This is a genomic window from Staphylococcus sp. MSU001 (assembly GCF_052976705.1).
Genome location: NZ_JBRIKK010000003.1, coordinates 54,934 through 74,854, shown reverse-complemented (window position 1 = coordinate 74,854; position 19,921 = coordinate 54,934). Strand labels below are relative to the sequence as shown.

Here is a 19,921-nt window from a genome sequence, read left to right as displayed (position 1 = left end):
ACTCATCAATAACCTCTAATAATCAATCACTTTCGGATTATGATTTGTAGCTTCTACATAATAGGTTTGAACTTCATCCTTGCCTTTATGTTTTACTTTAATTTCCCAGTTAGGTTGGAGTAATTGAACGTTTGTTTCCTTTACAACTGAATAATAGCCTAGGCGTGCGTCAAGCACTTGATCATTTTGTTTTAGATATCTGTTGTAATAAAGGGCTTCAATAGCTTTACGCGGCGTGATGACTTGCTTCTTCGTGCTATTTGAACCTTTAGCTACTTGTATATCATCCATCGCTGTCTGTTTATAGCTTGTCGCCTTGCCATCGCTCAAATTAAACGTTAGGCGTGCTTTACTATTATTCATAATTGGATAATCTTTATACGTTTGTTCGTAAGTGACTTTGTCTTTAGTTAAATCACTTAATTGATACTCTTTACCGTTAAAGATTTTCTTAGCAATGTACTCTTTGATATCTTGTAAGTTCTTATCACTCACTTGAACGCCTTTATCAATATCTCCTTCAAGTGTTTTATCGGAATCAGACGTTTGCATGCTTGAATGATCTTTCGCATAACTTGAGAAATTCTTTGAACGGGCAGTAATTTGTTCAAGTTCAGTATCTTTCACGCTTTGATTCAAGACATCCTTGGGCACGTCAATTTCTTCTTGTTGAAAGTTGACCTCGTTTACCTTTTCCGAGTCATTAACTTGTGATTTATTCACTTTATCAATATAAACGATGACTAAAAAGATGTTCACAAGAATAAAAACGAAAATGAAAAGTGTCTTCGTGAGTTTCCAGTTCATTTATTCAAGCCTCCCATCTTTATAGGCATACCAATTGCCATCGTATTCTACAAACCAACGTGGTATTAATTCACAGTTACGTTGAACTTCAATATCTTCGTTATTTGCCTTGTCGTCCATATCATAACCAATCGCAATGTTCGTTACCTTTTCAAAATCAATATCAGGATGGTTGGCTAATGCAGAACGCACGGACTCAACGGTAGGGACAGATTTAGATTCTTCACTGTTCAGTGTGACGTCCGTCTTAAGTAGCGAACGTTGATAATCGTAAACGCCTTTATCTCCCCATGTGACTTGGATTTCATTGAAGTTCTGTTTATTAAACGTTGGGTGCCCGTTGAGGAATCGTTGATATGTGAGTTTCCCCGTTCTATTATCTGTTTTAAATAGGCGATAATCTTCATTTAAGAAGCCACCATGACTATTTATAAACTCGTATGTGCCTGGGATGGTTTCTTGCATGTTGCTTGAACTTTTTGCGTCTTCAGATAAATTCTTATAATGATACATTTCATCTTTATCATTGTAGTTGGCGACACCAGTATTGTTGTTGTATGTTGTCGTACCACTTTGAGAGCTACGAACAATCGTTGAATCATCAAATAGTATTGAGTTCATGCGTTCAACACTAATCGTATTGAAGACCATGCGATACGTCTTTAAGTCTTTCGGTTTGCTTGGTGCAAACACGTGTGTTGCTTTGTCGATTGTATCTTTATTCGTGATGATTTCCGTATAGGGCTGCATGTCAGGTTCGATACTTTTAAAAGCTTTGTCAACATTATTCCCTTTCATGGTTGTCTTAAGTTTAACTACTTCATGACGGTCTTTGCTAATCGCATATAGTACGACGTGGTTATTATGATCTTGATCGATAAGAAGGCGATCAAAATTAAAGTTATTCGGCACTTTCGCATCGATATCGAGTACTTGACTTAAATATGTTGAAAGTGGCAAATCATATGTGAAATCTAGGACGATAAAGTCGTTGCTTAGTTCAGGGATAACAAGGTTATGTTCCCTTTTCAGATGTGATACAGATTTAACTTCTTGATTCTTTAAAGGTTGAATCATCTTATCTAAGACTGCACCTGATGCTACTGTTCCTTGAGATTTATCATCTCTAGAATGCACGATTTGAAATGGTGTGATTGTTCCTTCCATTTCTGCAGTCATTGGTTTAGTAAGTGGTTTAGGCTTATCACTTTTACTATTATCCGTGTTATCAATATTTGAAAGGTCTGGAGAAAAGTTCCAGACCATGTATGTCAAAACGATACTCATCAAGACGAGTAGGACTAAAATAATTGATTTAGTATGTTCTTTGTTATTCATCCCAATCACCGTCTTCAATGATTTCGCAAGGAAGTGTAATAAAGATTGACGTACCTTGTCCTTCTACACTGTTAGCCCAAATTCGACCGTTATGTGCTTCGACAATCTCTTTGGAAATAGCTAGACCAAGTCCTGTACCACCCATCTTACGTGTACGTGCTTTATCTACACGATAGAATCTATCAAATATTTTATCTACTTTGTTAATCGGTATTCCAATACCATTATCTTTAATACGAATCGTCATTCTATTGTAAAGTGCATTTTGTTTCACATGAAACTCAACACGTTTCTCGCCACGTGAATATTTCATTGCATTGGTAATGACATTATCAAATACTTGTGTCATCTTGTCTGGATCGATTTCAGCAAAGATGGTTTGCTGTGGAATTTCGCGTACGAATGTTGTATCTTTCGCTGCCATTTCATGACGGTTAATAATTTTGTTGATAAACATATTGAAGTCGATAATTTCTTTCGTAATTTGATCTGACTCATTATCCATTTTAGATAATTGAAGTAAATCATTCACTAAACGAATCATACGTTCAGTCTCTTCGCATGTGACAGATAGGAATGATGGTGCCAATTCTTTATCTTGCCAAGCACCTTCTTCAAGTGCTTCGATATAGCTATTCATCGATGTCAGTGGTGTACGTAATTCGTGTGAAACATTTGCAACGAATTCGCGACGTTCACGTTCGACTTGTTGTTGTTCTGTGACATCATGTAGTACGGCAATGTAACCTGTCACGAAACCTGTTTCTTGTACAATCGTACTAAAGTTTACGCGTGCAATAATGCCTTCTTCTTCGTTAATATCTAACAAGAAGGAATCACTATTTTCTTGAATTTCTTCTAATGAGAATTCATTTTCTAAGTTAAGGACACCAAGCATGTAGTAGCCGATGACATCTTCTTTTGCGAGACCGAGCATTTTCAGCGCCATGTCGTTTGCAATACGTACACGTCCACGACGATCTGTCGCAAGAATACCATCGCTCATATGTGTGATAACAGAATCTAGACGACGTTTCTCACTTTCTGTATTCGCTTGTGCTTCTTGGACACGTTTCGATAAGTTATTGAAGGCAAGCGCGAGCTCACCGATTTCATCATTACCGTATATCTTCACTCGTTGCGTGTAGTTACCTTTAGACATCTCAACGGTTTGGTTACGCATATCGGTTATCGGCTTAGTAATCGTTCGTGCAATGAAGAATCCTAGTATCACTGTAATAAATAGTGATATCGCTGTCCCTACGATGAATATCTGATTAATGTTGTTCAGCTGATTGTATACATCATTAATTTTCGATTCTATGTATATATCACCGATTGTCTGTTTATCGACTTTAACCGGTATATTATATACCCAAACACGCTCTTTACCACTTCCGTAATCCTTAAGAACCATATGATCATTCGTTTGTCCTAAGGAGAGCGCCTTTTGAACTGAACCGTCGTTAACCTTTTGATTGATAAGACCACGGTTAGACTGCTTAGTTGTTGCCATGATGATTTGGTCTTTATCAATAAAGCGTATTTCTCCTATTTCTTGGCGATTCGCATATTCATTCAAAAGGTCTTGGATATCCTTTTGAGCGTTGACTGAACCTTTATCTTTATCTTTATAAACCTTTTCAATATTGACGTCTAATTGCTTCGCATATTGTGTTATGTTCTTCTTGAAGTTATCGAGTAATTCCTTTTCTAAACTATTCGTAAAATACAAACCGATGATTTGCATACCAATAATAATGAGTAGTACATAAACAATAACGAGTTTCGTGTGAAGGGATTGTAGTTGTTTAAGCCACTTCATAAGACGCTCCCTCTAATCATGTTGTTGGAGGAAGTATCCAACGCCTCTACGTGTCACAATGTATTCTGGATGAGATGGATCATCTTCAATTTTTTCTCTTAAACGGCGAATTGTTACGTCCACAGTACGAACATCACCGAAATAATCGTAACCCCACACTGTTTGTAGTAAGTGTTCACGTGTCATGACTTGACCCATATGTTTAGAAAGATAATGGAACAGCTCGAATTCACGATGCGTTAATTCAATGTCTTCTCCACGTTTTTTAATTGAATATGCATCTGGATAAATCACAATATCTTTAATTGTAATTTCATTTGTCGCACCACTTACTTCTTGGGCTGGTTGTGAATAATGACGGCGTAAGTTCGCTTTCACACGTGCGATGAGTTCACGAGTACTAAATGGTTTAGTTACGTAGTCATCTGCACCTAATTCAAGACCTAAAACTTTATCAATTTCAGAATCTTTCGCTGTCAGCATGATAATTGGCATTTCATACTTTTTACGCACTTCACGACACACTTCCATACCATCTCTACCAGGTAACATGATATCAAGTAAGACGATATCTGGTTCTTCTTCATAGATTAAATCTACTGCGTCATTACCGTCATAAGCGCAATATACGTCGTAACCTTCTTTTTTTAAATTAAATTCTAAAATATCAGCAATTGGTTTTTCATCGTCAACTACAACAACTTTTCTAGCCATATATTATAAACCTCTTTTCTCAAAGTGTAGTTCTTCCGTTCGTTTACATTGCTAATGTTATATCAAATTTTCGAAGTGCTTCATTATTATTCTGTTCTCTATATAACATATAGCTACCTATTATATAATTTACCATTTATGAACGGTTAATTCTATTTTAGTATTTAAAATTATAGAATAATATTATTTATAATTTTACCATTGAAATACAGTTCCGCAAAATAAGTTAGACTTTTGCAATATGCTTGACGCTTTTGTTTAGCTTTATCATCATATTTTATCGTTTTCGTATATGTAAAAGTGCAGTAATGACAGTGTTTGTAATGATAGAAATATAAGCATGTATAGGAATATTAAGTTTTCATTGCATGTTAAAAAAGTAGGTAGTGTGAATCAGAAAGATTAATAAAGTGAAGGTACATTGTTGTATGTAAAAAAGCATAAAAAAATGCCTACCCTATTGGGTAGGCAATACGGTCCCGACGGGAATCGAACCCGCGATCTCCTGCGTGACAGGCAGGCGTGTTAACCGCTACACTACGGGACCTAGAATGGTGACTCCTACGGGACTCGAACCCGTGTTACCGCCGTGAAAGGGCGGTGTCTTAACCGCTTGACCAAGGAGCCGTTCTTAAGCACAAGATAGATTATAGCATAGCTCTACTTTTGATGACAAGATATTTTTTACATAAATTTAATAATATTTTTGTTTCGTTAATCAACCAACACAATCATGCTATGAAGCTTACTGTGGAGAAGAATAAAACCATTGATTTCATTCAAAACTCATTTCAAATTGCTGTTTTAAAATAAAACTGGAGTAGAACAAAAGGAGATGAAAGTCATTGACCTACTCCAAAATAAATAACAAGCGACCATTATGTTGTGGCCGCTTGTTTAAAGATGATTCACTGCAAATATTGATAGATATGAGTTAGAAAGCTTTTTTACTTTCATGCATATAGCAAGCACTAAGAATGATATTAATCATTTCGCTCAATGCTCTAATTAAACAAAACTCACATGCTTTCTTGATGCTTTATTCTACCAAAGTTGCTCTAATAAATTCGTTTGTTCGCGGTCTGGACCTACTGAGAAGATTGAAATATGGACACCGCATAATTCTGAAATACGCTCTAAGTAATTACGTGCATTCTCAGGGAGTTCATCTAAACTACGGCAACCTGTAATATCTTCAGTCCAACCTGGAAGCTCTTCGAAGATAGGTTTACAACGTCTTAATTGATCTAAGTTTGCTGGGTATTCAGTAATTTTTTCACCATCTAATTCGTAAGCAGTACAAATTTTAACTGTGTCTAATCCTGTTAAGACGTCGATGGAGTTAATTGAAAGATCTGTGATACCACTTACACGACGTGAATGACGTAATACAACTGAGTCAAACCAACCTACACGACGTGGACGTCCAGTAGTTGTACCATATTCACGACCCACTTCTCTAATATGATGGCCATCTTCATCAAAGAGTTCAGTTGGGAATGGACCGTCACCCACACGAGATGTATATGATTTACATACACCAATCACTTTAGACACTGATGTTGGGCCAACACCTGTACCTACTGTAACGTTACCTGCAACTGGATTACTAGATGTAACGAATGGGTATGTACCATGGTCAATATCTAACATGACACCTTGTGCCCCTTCGAATAATACCTTTTCATCAGCCACATTTGCATCGTCTAAAATTTTAGCTGTGTCTGTCACATAGTCTTTTAAACGTTGACCTGCAGCATAATATTCATCAAAGATTTCATCGAATGTTGGACAAGTTTCATTAAACATGCCTTTAAAGTATGCGTTTTTATATTCAATATTTTCTTTGAGTCGGCGTTCGAATGTTTCCTTTTCTAATAAGTCTGCCATGCGAATACCGATACGTTGTGCTTTATCTACGTATGCTGGGCCGATACCTTTTTTCGTTGTACCGATTTTATTATCGCCACGACGACGTTCTTCATATTCGTCTTGAGCTAGGTGATAAGGTAAAATGACTTGTGCGCGATTTGAGATACGTAGGTTGTCAGTTGAAATGCCACGTTCATTTAACCCATCTAATTCTTTTAATAATGCGACTGGATCTACAACTACACCGTTACCGATTACAGCTAATTTATCTTTATAAAAGATACCTGATGGTACTAAGTGTAATTTGTAAGTTTCTCCACCAAATTGAATCGTATGTCCCGCATTGTTACCACCAGAAAATCTAGCAATTACGTCTGCTTGCTCTGCTAAAAAGTCTGTTATTTTACCTTTACCTTCGTCTCCCCATTGTGTCCCAACTACTACGATTGATGACATATGAGCACCTCCAAGTTTTTCTCGTTTAACCACTAGGTATTTTACCAATATGATTTTGAATTTGCAAATAAAAATCGAACATTAATCAGCGTTCGATAACGCATCATCTTTCAGTATATTTTCTGTGTAAAATCACTTCCAAACGTTTCTATGACAGTTGTTTAAAGGATGTCTAAGTAAAATGCATACACATACTTCCCACATTTTCAAAAGAGAAAAACAAAATAAAAACCGTACAATAAATAGTTTTTAACAATTATTGTACGGAAAAATATTTTTTATGACATATCTGCATGAGCATAATCAATATCTGTAAATTTATTGTATTGTTTCATAAAGTGAAGTTTCACAGTACCTGTTGGACCGTTACGCTGCTTGGCGATGATGATTTCAATTTCACCGTTATCATCATTTGTCTGTGGTTCAAAACCAGCATCGTCATCATCTTCATCACCTTCACCACGATTATAATAATCATCACGATATAAGAAAGCGACGATGTCGGCATCTTGTTCTATAGACCCAGATTCACGAATATCACTCATCATAGGACGTTTGTCTTGTCGTTGTTCAACGCCACGTGATAACTGACTCAGTGCAATAACTGGACATTCTAATTCACGTGCAATCGCCTTAAGTGTACGTGAAATCTCTGAAACTTCTTGTTGACGGTTATCTGAGAAACGTGATCCGCTTCCTTGAATCAATTGTAGATAATCAATCACAATCATATCAAGACCGTGCTCTTGTTTGAGTCGACGACATTTAGAACGTAAATCATTGATACGGATACCTGGCGTATCGTCTATGAAGATTTTAGTTCGTGATAGCTTACCTACCGCAATCGTAAAGCGACTCCAATCTTCTTCAGTCATCGTCCCAGTTCTTAAACGATTGGAATCAACGTTACCAGAACTACAAATCATACGTGTTGCCAATTGGTCGGCGCCCATCTCAAGTGAGAAGATACCGACAGTATACATATCTTCATGCGTGGCAACCTTTTGCGCAATATTTAAGGCAAAGGCAGTCTTACCTACTGAAGGACGTGCCGCTAGAATGATTAAATCATTACGGTTAAAACCAGCAGTCATTTGGTCTAAGTCACGATAACCAGTTGGAATACCTGGTGTTTGACCACTATTTTGGTCAAGTTCTTCTGCGGTTTCGTATACCTGTCCTAAGACATCTCTAATATCTTTAAAACCATCACTTTCTCTTGTAGAAGATAGTTCTAAAATACGTCGTTCGGCGTCACTTAAAATCGTATCTAATTCTAATTCATCATTATAGCCATCATTCGCTATACTATCAGCAGTTTGAATAAGTTTCCGTTTCAACGCATGTTTAAAAACGATATCCGTATAGTACTGAACGTTTCGCGTTGTCGGTACACTCGTCGATAGTTCGGCGAGATATTGAGGGCCACCCGCTTCGTTTAAGCTACCTTCACTTGATAATTGATCCATCAATGTGACAACATCAATTTCTTTATTATCCTCATTTAGGTGCATCATTGCTCGAAAAATATGTTGATGGGCGCCTCTATAAAACGACTCAGGAAGCAAAACTTCCTGAGTAGTATTAATGAGTTCTGGATCTATAATAATGGCACCTAAGACAGATTGTTCAGCTTCATTGCTATGTGGCATTTGATTTTGCTCATACATTCCATCCATTATCTACTTACACCTCTTATTTCAATCCATCTTTTATTTTATCGTCATCTGATATTATCACGAGATACACTACAGGTATTTCAGAGGTTAACAAATTGTATAAGTCATACATCTTATATAATTGCACCTATAATAGTAATCATGTACTATCCTCGCGTCATATCTTTAAATTATTGTTCTACAGTGTGCACACGGATTGTACCTTCGACTTCTTTGTCTAATTTCACTGGAACGTTAGTATATCCTAGTGCGTGAATACCATGTGGTAAGTCCATTTTACGTTTGTCGATTTTAATATCATGTTGTTTTTTTAGCGCTTCGGCAATTTGTTTCGTACTGATTGAACCAAATAGTTTGCCGCCTTCACCTGTTTTAGCTGATACTTCAACTTCGATATCTTTTAACTGTTCTTTAAGTGCTTTTGCATCATCGATTTCTTGTTGTCTATCTGCTGCTGCACGTTTATTTTGCTGTTCTAATTGTTTTAAGTTACCAGGAGTTGCTTCTACAGCATATTTATTTTTAAGTAAGAAGTTATTTGCGTAACCTACTGGTACATCTTTAACTTCGCCTTTTTTACCTTTACCTTTAACATCTTGTGTGAAAATTACTTTCATGCGTCTTCACTCCTACTCATTTGTTCTGTAATTGCTTGTTGTAATTGTTCTATTGCTTCATCTATTGTCGCACCTTTTATTTGTGTCGCAGCATTTGTCAGATGGCCACCGCCACCTAACGCTTCCATTGTTAATTGAACATTTATGGAACCTAATGAACGTGCTGAGATACCGATTAGGTTGTCTTCACGTTTAGCTACTACATAAGATGCTTCAATGCCTTCTAAACTTAACAACTCGTCGGCAGCTTGTGCAACCGTTACAGGATGATAAATTTTATCATCTGAACCATGTGCAATGGCTACACCTTGATCTTGTATCTTAACTGTTCTTATCAATTCTGAACGATTGATATACGTATCGACATCATCTTTTAAGAAATGCTGCGTTAAGATTGTATCAGCGCCATGTGCACGTAAATAACTTGCGGCATCAAATGTTCTGGAACCTGTTCTTAACGTAAAGTTTCTTGTATCTACTATAATACCTGCATACATAACAGTTGATTCTAAACGAGTCAATCTCTGTTCAGTTGGTTGATATTCTAGTAATTCCGTTACGAGCTCAGCAGTTGAGCTAGCGTAAGGTTCCATATACACAAGTAATGGATTTGAAATAAAGCTTTCGCCACGTCTATGATGATCAATGACTACTTTGCGGTTTGCTTTATTTAAGACATTTTCATCTAAGACCATTTCAGGTTTATGTGTATCTACAACAACGACAGTCGTCTTGGAAGTCATCATATCCCAAGCCTCATCTGATGTTACAAAGCGTTCTTTTAGTTCCGGTTTCTTATCAATCTCATCCATAACACGACGTAATGTCGGATCAATATCAGAATCATTAAGAACGATAAATGCCTCTAAATTATTCATTGATGCAAAGCGCGAAACTCCGATAGCTGCACCTATAGCATCTAAATCTGGTCGCTTATGTCCCATAACGATAACTTTATCGCCTTCAGTAAGAATATCTTTGAGAGCATGTGAAATCACACGCGCACGTACACGCGTACGTTTTTCCATAGGGTCAGTCTTACCACCATAGAATCTTACATTGCCGTTCATATTCTTAATTGCAACTTGGTCACCACCACGACCTAACGCGAGGTCTAAACCAGATTGTGATAATTCACCTAAATCAATAAGGTTCTCAGTACCTTCACCTACACCAATACTTAAAGTTAGTTGTGCGCGGTAACCCACACTCTTTTCTCTTAATTGGCTTAAGATTTCAAAATTAGAATCTTCTAGTTCAGCCAATATTTTTTGGTTAAAGTAAGCTACAAATTGATCTGAGTTGTAACGTTTGAAGTAAATATTGTAATCCTGTGCCCAACGACTAATCACACGTGTCACCATAGAGTTAATTTCAGAACGTTGTGTATCGTTCATGTTTTGAGTGATTTCATCGTAATTATCTAAAAATATTGTTGCAATAATCGGCTTTGAATCTTCATATAGTTCGTTTGTACGTTCAGTTTCAGTCATATCAAAGAAGTATAAACAATGCTCGTTTTCTGAATATCGTACATGATAGTAATAATTGTTGTTTTCTATTTCTACTTCTTGAACTTTTTCCAGTTGTTTTAATATGTTAGGGAAGACTTCATTGACATTTTCAGAAATCACATTCGTTTCAATGTGATCTGTCATAAATTGGTTCATCCACTCAATGTGATTATCTTCATCTAACACAATCATCCCTATAGGCAAGTGCTTAATCGCCTTATTACTACTTGCCGAGATGTGACCACTTAAATCATCCACATAATTATCCATTTTTAGAAATGCTTTTCTCAATAACACGCCACTAATAATAATCATCACAATAAGTATAGCTGTAGCAATACCTGCCACTAGTTGGTTAAAAATAAACCACACGATGACAAGTGCTATAGCAGTGAGTACCATTAAAATAAACGGTATGAGCAAAGCTTTTTTAGTGGATTGACGGTTCATTCTTCCACCTCTAATCACTTTTTAATCATCATTTTTTTATTATTTTCTTTAAATTAATACATAAATCAATTACCCCAAGTAATCCAACAATATGCGTTGCCGGTGTAAGAAGTGTCCCTACTACCATAACAAGAATTGTTGCGAAGTTCGGCCATCTTTTAGCTTTACCAAAGAAGTGAATGACACTTAATCCTTGGATGTACATCACTAATGATAACACAACATCAAAGTTTAACACGATGCTTTGGAACGTACTTGGTTCACTTGCAATCATGACACAAATAAGTACTATAAGATAAAACCATAGTAAATTACGGCTCATTTGCCATGCGAATAAAGGTTTAAAAATAGGTGTTGCTACTTTAAATTTACGTAAAATTGGAAATGTAATAATCAGATTAATTAAGACAAAAATGAAAATAACTATAATTAGAAAACTAGGGAGTTGGACCGTCATTTGTCGGAAACTTTCCTCAAGAATCTGTCTATAGTTTGAATCGATTCCACTTGTTAAGAAAGCCTCATGCATTGCATTTTTAAAAGGCTTAATTAATACAGCTGCCGTCGGAATTTTATCGAATGTTTGTAATAACATCCATCCAATAAGTGTAACTAAACTTAATGAAGCTGTTGAAATATAAAGAATTCGTTCTTTAGATGTTCTTTCCTTAAGTAATTGTCCGATAATCGCACTTAATAATAAGATTAAGACCATCATACTTAAGACAAATGTATTACCTAATAATGTTGTAAGTACAACTGTTACTAATGCGCTAATTCCGAATGATTGTATGGAACGATTCCACAAAACAATACCGGGAATCGTTGCAAATAAACATAAAATCAAGCCGAGAACAGGTAATACATGTGTTGCTAAAGCGACTACTAATAATGAAATAATTGCTAAAATAGTTGCTTTAGGTTGTATTTTTGAAAACACATACGCCACTCCCATACTTTTTGACTATAACTCCTATTTTAACCTCTTTGCTAAAATTTAACAATAAAGTAAAGCCATACTACCAGTGATAGGTTTATGCATAGATACGACATATGAAATAAACTTTGCTTATATAATTCTTTGTATGACTATTTTCATGCCAAAGAAAAATTTACCTACTCTGCACTGTTTAGTATTTCTTATGTGTGCTCATGGGGATTGTGTTCTATTATAAAACTTTACTATTTACGTCGGAATTGTTTCAAGTTTAAGAAATGATATAAATTAGGCGCCCAATCATTAAAATTTAGAAGAAAACCATCATGTCCTACATTATCTGGTACGAAGAAATGACGATGATATTTAAAACGTTCTCCTAAAGCTCTCACTTGATCATCAGGATAAAGCAAATCATCAATAAAGCCCATTGTTAGTACTTTCGTTTCCAACGACTGAAAGACTTCATCAACATCATCTCTCCCTCTATCTAAATGGTGACTATCTAAGACGTCTAGCAGTGTTAAATAACAATTTAAATCGAAATATTCTTTGAACTTATCACCTTGATGTTGTTGATAGCTTACTACTTCATCTGGTGTAAAACGTTGATCATAACTTTTAGACGATCGATACGTGAGAAAGCCGAGTTGACGTGCGATACTTAAACCTTCTTTACCACCTATATGTATAGCTTGTCTTGCAATCTCGTTAAAAGCACGACTATAGGAGGACGTTTTATCAGTAGCGGCTAATATGATTGCTTTTTCCACCTCGAATTGACGATTATAAAGCAATTCCATCGCTTGCATACCACCTAAACTGCCTCCAATGAGAATATTAATCTTCTTAAATTCTAATGCTTGTATACCTAACTCAATAGCTCTAACAATATCCCTCAATGTTAAATGTTCTGGGAAGTTGTCATCATTTAATTTAGAACTTGAACCAAATGGACTTCCAATGACATTGAATGTAAGAAATTGATAATCATGAACTGGAATGTAACCACCATCAATGATTTCTCGCCACCAGCCAGGTTGCGCATCCGTGCCGTATGTTAAATGATTGCCAGTAAGTGCATGGCAAACAACGACAAGGGGTTGACCAGGAAGTCCTACATGTTCATAACGTAGACGTAAATGATCAATCGTTTCACCAGATTCAGTTATAAACTCACCTAGTTCTAATGTATTAACCGTGTAATTCGTCATAATAGTTCCATACCTCCTTCAACTAAAAAAGTGCCTTACTCAAATGATGTAAAGGCACTTATCGTACTTATCATTCGAGTTGCTCGTTGGTATTAGCACCGTGCTATTTAAAGTCGGTTGCTGAAGCTTCTATGGGCCAAATCCCTCAACTTCTCAAAATAAGGTTAGGTAATTTAATTGTATTGTGATGTAGATATGCATTTCGTCTCGAATAGTCTAAATTTTCTAATTATTTTAATCTTAACTAACTTTTTCCGTAAGTTCAATGATTTGATATGATTTTCAAAGATTAAAAGATTAAACGTAAGCAAGCAATGACAAATATACCTCCGAGAATTGTCACTGTTAGACTACGTGTGAAAATAGCGAGCATCACAGTTGGTACGATTGCAATAATATAAGGTAAATTAAGCGTATAACCAAATGTATGATCATGTTGTTGAATTACACCATCTATAATAAGAGCTGTAAATAAAGTGATAGGAATAAAAGAAAGCCATTTAATTACAATTGCTGGTAAGTTGACACGCGATATCATAACAAATGGAATAACACGAACGAGTAATGTGACCACGCCACATAAAACAATAAGTACTAATGTATGTAAATCTGTCGTCATTTTTCCATCATCACCCCTAACAATGCAGCAACTATTGCGGCTATCAATATTGCTACGTATGAAGGTAGAATTGAACTTAAAAGAATCATCATCACAATCACACATACAATGAGTACAATATATATTCTCAATCGTGATTTCTTAATACCTTCAAATTGAGATATACATAAAAAAATAAACATTGCGGTAATGGCAAAGTCTAGACCAAGCGCATCAGGATTTGAAATATACTCTCCGAAAATGGCGCCGATTACACAGGAAACAGTCCAAAATAGGTAAGCAGTAATATTTAGTCCGTGTAGCCATCGATCGTTAATTTTTTCACCTTTAACATATGGTGTTATAGCAACTCCAAAAGTTTCATCTGTTAATAACGTTCCAAGCCCTACCCTATTCCAAAATCCATATTGCTTATAATTAGGTGCTAAAGTCATACTTAATAAGAACATTCGAGAGTTAACGATAAGTGTTGTAAGCACAATTGCAGAAATAGGAGTGCCTGCAATCACTAATGTACAAATAATAAATTGGGCTGCACCGGCATAAATAATCAGACACAATAATATAATTTCTAAAACACTGAAATTTTGGGAGGCTGCCACAATTCCAAATGATAGTCCTACACCTGCATATCCAAGTAACGTAGGAATACACTCTTTCACACCTTGCTTAAACGTAAGGTGAGTCATATTATCAGCCCCAGTCTCTCCAATAAAATAATAAAATCAGTCTAATATACCTAATTACTTTATTCAATATATTTAAAGACCGGTATGTGTGCCGTCATACATACCGTTGTCTAAAAAAGTTGATATATAAGGGTTTTATTTTTCAGAATTTTCTTTCTTATTTTTAGACCCTCTTTCCAACTTCTATCCTTTAAAATCAAAATGTTTACAACATTACTTTTAAAGATTATCAAAAAATAATAGTGACTGAACTTTTGCAACTCTTTAAAGCATCATTGATTTTTAATTTTTTATTAAAATTTTATTTAGAAATAGTAATTTTCAAAAGATACTTAATTTAGTTTGATATAATCACACCATCAAATGAAACGAGGTGTAACAATATTGAATTGGCAACGTAAATGTATACTAACTACTTTGTTGGTTTTAAGTAGTTTATTTTTAGTATTTTCGACTATCACATATGCGAGTGAACGTGATTATAAAGACAGTCTTAAAATCACTACACATAACGTGTATTTCTTACCTACTGCTATCTACCCTAATTGGGGACAATCTCAGCGCGCTGATTTAATTTCAAAAGCAGATTACATTCAAAATCAAGATGTCGTGATTCTAAATGAATTATTTGATAAAAAAGCATCAAAAAGATTGTTAGCACGTTTACATTCACAGTATCCTTATCAAACACCTATCGTTGGTAAAGGTACAGAAGGTTGGCAAAATACTTCTGGTACTTATAGAAAAATTAAAAAAGTAAGCGGTGGCGTTGGTATTGTGAGTAAATGGCCTATCGTACAACAAGAACAACATATTTATAAAAAAGGCTGTGGTGCTGATATGGCCGGTAATAAAGGCTTTGCCTACATTAAAATTAATAAGAATGGCAAATACCACCATATTATCGGAACACATCTACAAGCTGAAGATCCAACATGCTTTAAAGGAAAAGATAAAGACATTAGACAGAGTCAAATGAGTGAAATTAAACAATTTATCAAAGACAAGAATATCCCTAAAAATGAACCCGTCTATATCGGTGGTGACTTAAATGTCATTAAAGATTCAGAAGAATATCAACAAATGGCAAATAACTTAAATGTTTCGTTACCTACTCAATTCGATGGTAATGCATATAGTTGGGATACTAGCAGTAATAGTATTGCGAAATACAATTATCCTAAATTAGAACCTCAACACTTAGATTATATTTTATTAGATCGTGACCATGCACAACCAAGCTCATGGCATAATGATACACATAGAGTGAAGTCACCAGAATGGTCCGTGAAATCTTGGGGAAAAACATACAAATACAATGACTACTCAGATCATTATCCACTTTCTGGCTACGCATCAAATGAATAGGACGATTGATACATTTAATTATTAAATATTAATATTTAGAATAGGAGCTATATGAAACATTGGAATTAAACTTCGAATTTCATATAGCTTCTTTATGATATTATTTTATGGTTATATAGAAATAAACGTTGTTTGACAAACTAAATTAAATATTTTGAATATGAATGACAACGTTTAAAAATCAATTTCCACTATTTTATATTTTTACAGGCGTTCTCTAAAAGATAAATACTTGCTACTTCATGTATTATTTTCATGATTTTATAACTCAATCTATGACAATAAATATTTACTATTTTTAGACATACGTTTGTGTGACGTCAGACAACCGTATCTATAAAAGATTTGTTATATCAGCATTTTAAATCGCGAAAATTATTTTAAGTTATTTTAGACATCCATCTCTAATTGAATATAAAAATAGCAATTTTGTCTTTATACATAAAAAAACTGCCGATAAGTTTATAGAACCTTATCGACAGTTAAATAACTTTATAATATTGTAATCATCTAGTTAAGTTTATATGATTATTTGATTGGTTTTTCAATTTTAGTTTTGCCACCCATAAATGGTACTAATGCTTCAGGAATTGTTAATGTACCATCTTCGTTTTGATAGTTTTCAACGATGGCTGCAAATGTACGACCTACAGCTAAACCACTACCATTTAATGTGTGGACTAATTCTGGTTTAGAAGCAGCATCACGTTTGAATCTGATATTTGCGCGACGTGCTTGGAAATCAGTACAGTTAGAGCAAGAACTGATTTCTTTATAATCATTGTAACTTGGTAACCAAACTTCTAGATCATATGTTTTACTAGCACTGAAACCAATATCGCCAGTACATAAGATAACACGACGGTATGGTAAACCTAATTCTTCAAGAATAGCTTCAGCATTTTGTGTCATTTCTTCTAAAGCATTCCAAGAATCTTCAGGTTGTACAATACGAACCATTTCAACTTTATCAAATTGATGTAAACGAATTAACCCTCTTGTATCTCTACCAGCTGATCCTGCTTCACTACGGAAACATGCAGTTTGAGCTGTAAATAATTCAGGTAGTACACCTGGTTGAATAATTTCATCTCTATAGAAGTTTGTTAAAGGTACTTCTGCAGTTGGAATCGTATATAAACCTTCTTTTTCAACTTTAAATAAATCTTCTTCAAATTTAGGTAATTGACCTGTGCCAAACATTGTATCAGCATTCACTAATTGTGGTGTCATCATTTCAGTGTAACCATGTTGCGTTGTATGTTTTGTCAACATGTAGTTCATTAAAGCACGTTCAAGTAATGCGCCATCTTTAGTTAAGTATACGAAACGCGCACCAGATACTTTAGCAGCACGTTCAAAGTCAGCCATTTTTAATTCTTCAACTAAATCCCAATGTGCTTTAGGTTCAAATTCAAAATCACGTGGCGTACCCCATTTTTTAACTTCAACGTTTTCTTCATCAGAAGCACCTTGAGGTACGTCTTCATTAATTAAGTTAGGAATACGAATTAAGATATCTCTAATTTTATTATCTACTTCATTAAGTTGATTATCGATATCTTTAATTTCATCACCTAAATGACGCATCTCAGCAATGACGTCATCAGCATCTTCTTTATTACGTTTCTTTTGAGCTATTTCTTCGCTCACTTTATTTCTTTTCGCCTTCATCTCTTCAGTTTTACTGATTAATTCACGGCGTTGTTCATCTAATTCTAAAACTTGGTCGACAACTTTAGGATCGTCGCCTCTTAATTCAATTTTGCTCTTCACTTTCTCAGGTTCATTTCTAAATAAACGAATGTCTAACATGTAACCTTCATCCTTTCCCAAATAAAATATATTCAATTTTATGGATGACTTCGTGTGATAAAACAATAAAAAAAGACCACATCCCAGACAAGGGACGTGGTCTACGCGTTGCCACCCTATTTAACAATTTCAAGTAAATTAAAACCATTTACCTCAAATTGCGCTTAACTAAAATAACGGTTATTACCGATTGTTCACATACAGTAGGTAGATTCACATGAATGTCGATTACTTGTTCTCACTTACCACAAGCTCTCTGAAATCGAACTATCTATGCTACTTGTCCTACGAACAATACTTTATTAACTTAATTTTAATATAGCAAAGTCATTATCATATTTCAAGTTATTTTAAATTTGCAACAATTACGTCATATTTAGATGTGCTTATATGCAACACTTTTTAAATCATTTGTGTCCCGCTTCTACAACTTGTTGAAACTGAATATCTTGTCCTGTGTAATAGTAGATATATTGTGACGATATACATACAATTTTTCTCAGATGAGTGGCGAGAGAATTTCAACATTATTATAATCAACTGCTTGGAATGTCACCTTACGTTCTATTTCCATTTAATATTTTTAATTAAATAAATAAAACTGCTACATTATGCTATCGGTCTACTAAAATAATGAATGATACATGACGATGTAAAAAGAGTTTCATTTAACTATTGACGAATGTCAGATACAGGTATAGTATTCTTAATTGTATTTAGAAGAGATGATTTAAAATCACATGTAAACAATTGTTTGAAATAAATAAAAAGATTCGTGAAATAAAAGCAAACATAAGACTTGCAACATTTTAAGAAATAACATGTTATGGGAGGTTATGTCGTTATGAAAACGTTAGATTCTGTTAATATTCCTATAAGAAAAGACGAAACACATAAAGGTGACTATGGTAAAATTTTATTAATCGGTGGATCTGCTAATATGGGGGGCGCAATCATGCTTGCTGCACGCGCTTGCGTTTATAGTGGAAGTGGACTCATTACTGTAGCAACACATCCAAATAATCATGCTGCGCTACATTCTCGTTGTCCTGAGGCGATGGTTATAGATATTAATGATACTAAAATGCTTACAAAAATGATTGAAGCAACCGATAGTATCCTTATCGGTCCAGGTCTTGGAGTAGATTTCAAAGGTAACAATGCCATCACGTTTTTACTTCAAAATATACAACCTCATCAAAATTTAATTGTTGACGGAGATGCTATAACAATATTCAGTAAGTTGAAACCTCAAATTCCTACATGTCGTGTTATATTCACACCACATCAAAAGGAATGGGAGCGGTTGAGCGGTATACCTATTGAAGAACAAACTTATGAACGCAACCTTGAAGCGGTAGAACGTATTGGCGCAACAGTAGTATTAAAACAACATGGTACGGAAATCTATTTCTGCAATGATGATGTCTATAAATTACCTATTGGCACACCTGCTATGGCTACAGGTGGTATGGGCGATACACTTGCGGGCATGATTACAAGTTTCGTAGGCCAATTTGATAACTTTAAAGAAGCTGTTACAAGTGCAACTTACATGCATAGTTTTATCGGTGAAAAATTATCTGACACAATGTATGTTGTTCCACCTTCACGTCTGATTAGTGAAATTCCGTATGTGATGAAACAACTTGAAGGTTAACAGATATCAGAATTAATTACTGTGCTTATCAGTACTGGTAAATTGAGAAGGTACATTGTTGAGAGGGACAGTTACATTTTAGACACTCTCTATTGAAGGGGGTCTAAATGTATGAAAATGATTATACATTTATCCTCGATGCGTGGTGCTACAGAAGTCATAAAGGGCAAATCAATTTAACATAAACAAGAAATTAAAAAATGCATGAGGCATATTGCTATGTCTCATGCATTTTAGCATATTGGGCGTCGATGATTGAGTTAGAAAATAACCTCATTATAACTCTAGTCCGACTTCCCTATATATAAACTTTTATTCATTAAATCTACAGGTAGTTTAATTAAGGG

General features: G+C 35.0%; 15 protein-coding genes, 2 tRNA genes, 1 riboswitch and 1 other annotated feature. Of the genes, 2 read left to right on the top strand and 15 right to left on the bottom strand.

Annotated features, from left to right (window positions below):
* Positions 1–15: 15 nt before the first annotated feature.
* The 14 genes from ACVBFA_RS02300 to ACVBFA_RS02235 form a co-directional block, all read right to left on the bottom strand.
* Entirely contained in the window at positions 16–807 is a 792-nt protein-coding gene (locus tag ACVBFA_RS02300) for a two-component system regulatory protein YycI (RefSeq protein ID WP_002474930.1), read from the bottom strand.
* A complete protein-coding gene (locus tag ACVBFA_RS02295) occupies positions 808–2,145 on the bottom strand; it encodes a YycH family regulatory protein (protein ID WP_001831744.1) in 1,338 nt (445 codons plus the stop codon).
* Positions 2,138–3,970: a cell wall metabolism sensor histidine kinase WalK gene (walK, locus tag ACVBFA_RS02290; protein WP_126122285.1), complete on the bottom strand. Its 1,833-nt coding sequence runs from the start codon at positions 3,968–3,970 to the stop codon at positions 2,138–2,140. The genes ACVBFA_RS02295 and walK overlap by 8 nt, the downstream gene beginning before the upstream one ends.
* A 12-nt stretch (positions 3,971–3,982) precedes the next feature.
* Positions 3,983–4,684: a response regulator YycF gene (gene yycF, locus ACVBFA_RS02285; protein WP_001831816.1), complete on the bottom strand. Its 702-nt coding sequence runs from the start codon at positions 4,682–4,684 to the stop codon at positions 3,983–3,985.
* Between the two features lie 474 nt (positions 4,685–5,158).
* A tRNA-Asp gene (locus ACVBFA_RS02280) sits at positions 5,159–5,231 on the bottom strand.
* Positions 5,232–5,236: 5 nt separating this feature from the next.
* Positions 5,237–5,311, bottom strand: a tRNA-Glu gene (locus tag ACVBFA_RS02275).
* A gap of 417 nt (positions 5,312–5,728) precedes the next feature.
* The gene (locus tag ACVBFA_RS02270) at positions 5,729–7,012 is read right to left on the bottom strand and encodes an adenylosuccinate synthase (RefSeq protein ID WP_002455931.1); all 1,284 of its coding nucleotides are present in this window, start codon (positions 7,010–7,012) and stop codon (positions 5,729–5,731) included.
* Between the two features lie 278 nt (positions 7,013–7,290).
* Positions 7,291–8,691, bottom strand: a complete 1,401-nt coding sequence (dnaB, locus tag ACVBFA_RS02265) for a replicative DNA helicase (RefSeq protein WP_001831779.1) — start codon at positions 8,689–8,691, stop codon at positions 7,291–7,293.
* A gap of 170 nt (positions 8,692–8,861) precedes the next feature.
* Entirely contained in the window at positions 8,862–9,308 is a 447-nt protein-coding gene (gene rplI, locus ACVBFA_RS02260) for a 50S ribosomal protein L9 (protein ID WP_002447632.1), read from the bottom strand.
* Positions 9,305–11,272, bottom strand: a complete 1,968-nt coding sequence (locus tag ACVBFA_RS02255; protein ID WP_002458514.1) for a DHH family phosphoesterase — start codon at positions 11,270–11,272, stop codon at positions 9,305–9,307. Before ACVBFA_RS02255 ends, rplI begins: the two co-directional genes overlap by 4 nt.
* 28 nt (positions 11,273–11,300) lie before the next feature.
* Positions 11,301–12,227 (bottom strand): YybS family protein, encoded by a 927-nt coding sequence (locus ACVBFA_RS02250; protein WP_020363449.1) that lies wholly within the window; start codon positions 12,225–12,227, stop codon positions 11,301–11,303.
* A 227-nt stretch (positions 12,228–12,454) separates the two neighbouring features.
* Positions 12,455–13,423, bottom strand: coding sequence for a homoserine O-acetyltransferase MetX (metX, locus tag ACVBFA_RS02245; protein ID WP_001831747.1), 969 nt, complete (start codon positions 13,421–13,423; stop codon positions 12,455–12,457).
* A gap of 64 nt (positions 13,424–13,487) precedes the next feature.
* Positions 13,488–13,588, bottom strand: a riboswitch (SAM riboswitch).
* A 124-nt stretch (positions 13,589–13,712) separates the two neighbouring features.
* A complete protein-coding gene (locus ACVBFA_RS02240) occupies positions 13,713–14,042 on the bottom strand; it encodes an AzlD domain-containing protein (protein WP_002447636.1) in 330 nt (109 codons plus the stop codon).
* Positions 14,039–14,731, bottom strand: a complete 693-nt coding sequence (locus tag ACVBFA_RS02235; protein WP_020363450.1) for an AzlC family ABC transporter permease — start codon at positions 14,729–14,731, stop codon at positions 14,039–14,041. Before ACVBFA_RS02235 ends, ACVBFA_RS02240 begins: the two co-directional genes overlap by 4 nt.
* Positions 14,732–15,115: 384 nt before the next feature.
* Between ACVBFA_RS02235 and sph the strand changes: the two genes are divergently transcribed.
* Positions 15,116–16,099: a sphingomyelin phosphodiesterase gene (sph, locus tag ACVBFA_RS02230; protein WP_002458517.1), complete on the top strand. Its 984-nt coding sequence runs from the start codon at positions 15,116–15,118 to the stop codon at positions 16,097–16,099.
* Positions 16,100–16,627: 528 nt separating this feature from the next.
* Here sph and serS read toward each other — a convergent pair.
* On the bottom strand, positions 16,628–17,914 hold the full coding sequence (serS, locus tag ACVBFA_RS02225; RefSeq protein ID WP_001831805.1) for a serine--tRNA ligase: 1,287 nt from the start codon (positions 17,912–17,914) through the stop codon (positions 16,628–16,630).
* Positions 17,915–18,001: 87 nt separating this feature from the next.
* Positions 18,002–18,216 (bottom strand) — a binding site (T-box leader).
* Between the two features lie 542 nt (positions 18,217–18,758).
* On the opposite strand from serS, the gene ACVBFA_RS02220 reads away from it, so the two are divergent.
* Complete coding sequence (locus tag ACVBFA_RS02220; protein ID WP_001831762.1) at positions 18,759–19,574, top strand: NAD(P)H-hydrate dehydratase; 816 nt, start codon at positions 18,759–18,761, stop codon at positions 19,572–19,574.
* The last annotated feature ends 347 nt before the right edge of the window (positions 19,575–19,921 follow it).

Bases quoted from the DNA above. Each gene is read 5' to 3' on its own strand.
- ACVBFA_RS02300 (WP_002474930.1), bottom strand. From the start codon at position 807: ATGAACTGGAAACTCACGAAGACACTTTTCATTTTCGTTTTTATTCTT.
- ACVBFA_RS02295 (WP_001831744.1), bottom strand. From the start codon at position 2,145: ATGAATAACAAAGAACATACTAAATCAATTATTTTAGTCCTACTCGTC.
- walK (WP_126122285.1), bottom strand. From the start codon at position 3,970: ATGAAGTGGCTTAAACAACTACAATCCCTTCACACGAAACTCGTTATT.
- yycF (WP_001831816.1), bottom strand. From the start codon at position 4,684: ATGGCTAGAAAAGTTGTTGTAGTTGACGATGAAAAACCAATTGCTGAT.
- ACVBFA_RS02270 (WP_002455931.1), bottom strand. From the start codon at position 7,012: ATGTCATCAATCGTAGTAGTTGGGACACAATGGGGAGACGAAGGTAAA.
- dnaB (WP_001831779.1), bottom strand. From the start codon at position 8,691: ATGGATGGAATGTATGAGCAAAATCAAATGCCACATAGCAATGAAGCT.
- rplI (WP_002447632.1), bottom strand. From the start codon at position 9,308: ATGAAAGTAATTTTCACACAAGATGTTAAAGGTAAAGGTAAAAAAGGC.
- ACVBFA_RS02255 (WP_002458514.1), bottom strand. From the start codon at position 11,272: ATGAACCGTCAATCCACTAAAAAAGCTTTGCTCATACCGTTTATTTTA.
- ACVBFA_RS02250 (WP_020363449.1), bottom strand. From the start codon at position 12,227: ATGGGAGTGGCGTATGTGTTTTCAAAAATACAACCTAAAGCAACTATT.
- metX (WP_001831747.1), bottom strand. From the start codon at position 13,423: ATGACGAATTACACGGTTAATACATTAGAACTAGGTGAGTTTATAACT.
- ACVBFA_RS02240 (WP_002447636.1), bottom strand. From the start codon at position 14,042: ATGACGACAGATTTACATACATTAGTACTTATTGTTTTATGTGGCGTG.
- ACVBFA_RS02235 (WP_020363450.1), bottom strand. From the start codon at position 14,731: ATGACTCACCTTACGTTTAAGCAAGGTGTGAAAGAGTGTATTCCTACG.
- serS (WP_001831805.1), bottom strand. From the start codon at position 17,914: ATGTTAGACATTCGTTTATTTAGAAATGAACCTGAGAAAGTGAAGAGC.
- ACVBFA_RS02220 (WP_001831762.1), top strand. From the start codon at position 18,759: ATGAAAACGTTAGATTCTGTTAATATTCCTATAAGAAAAGACGAAACA.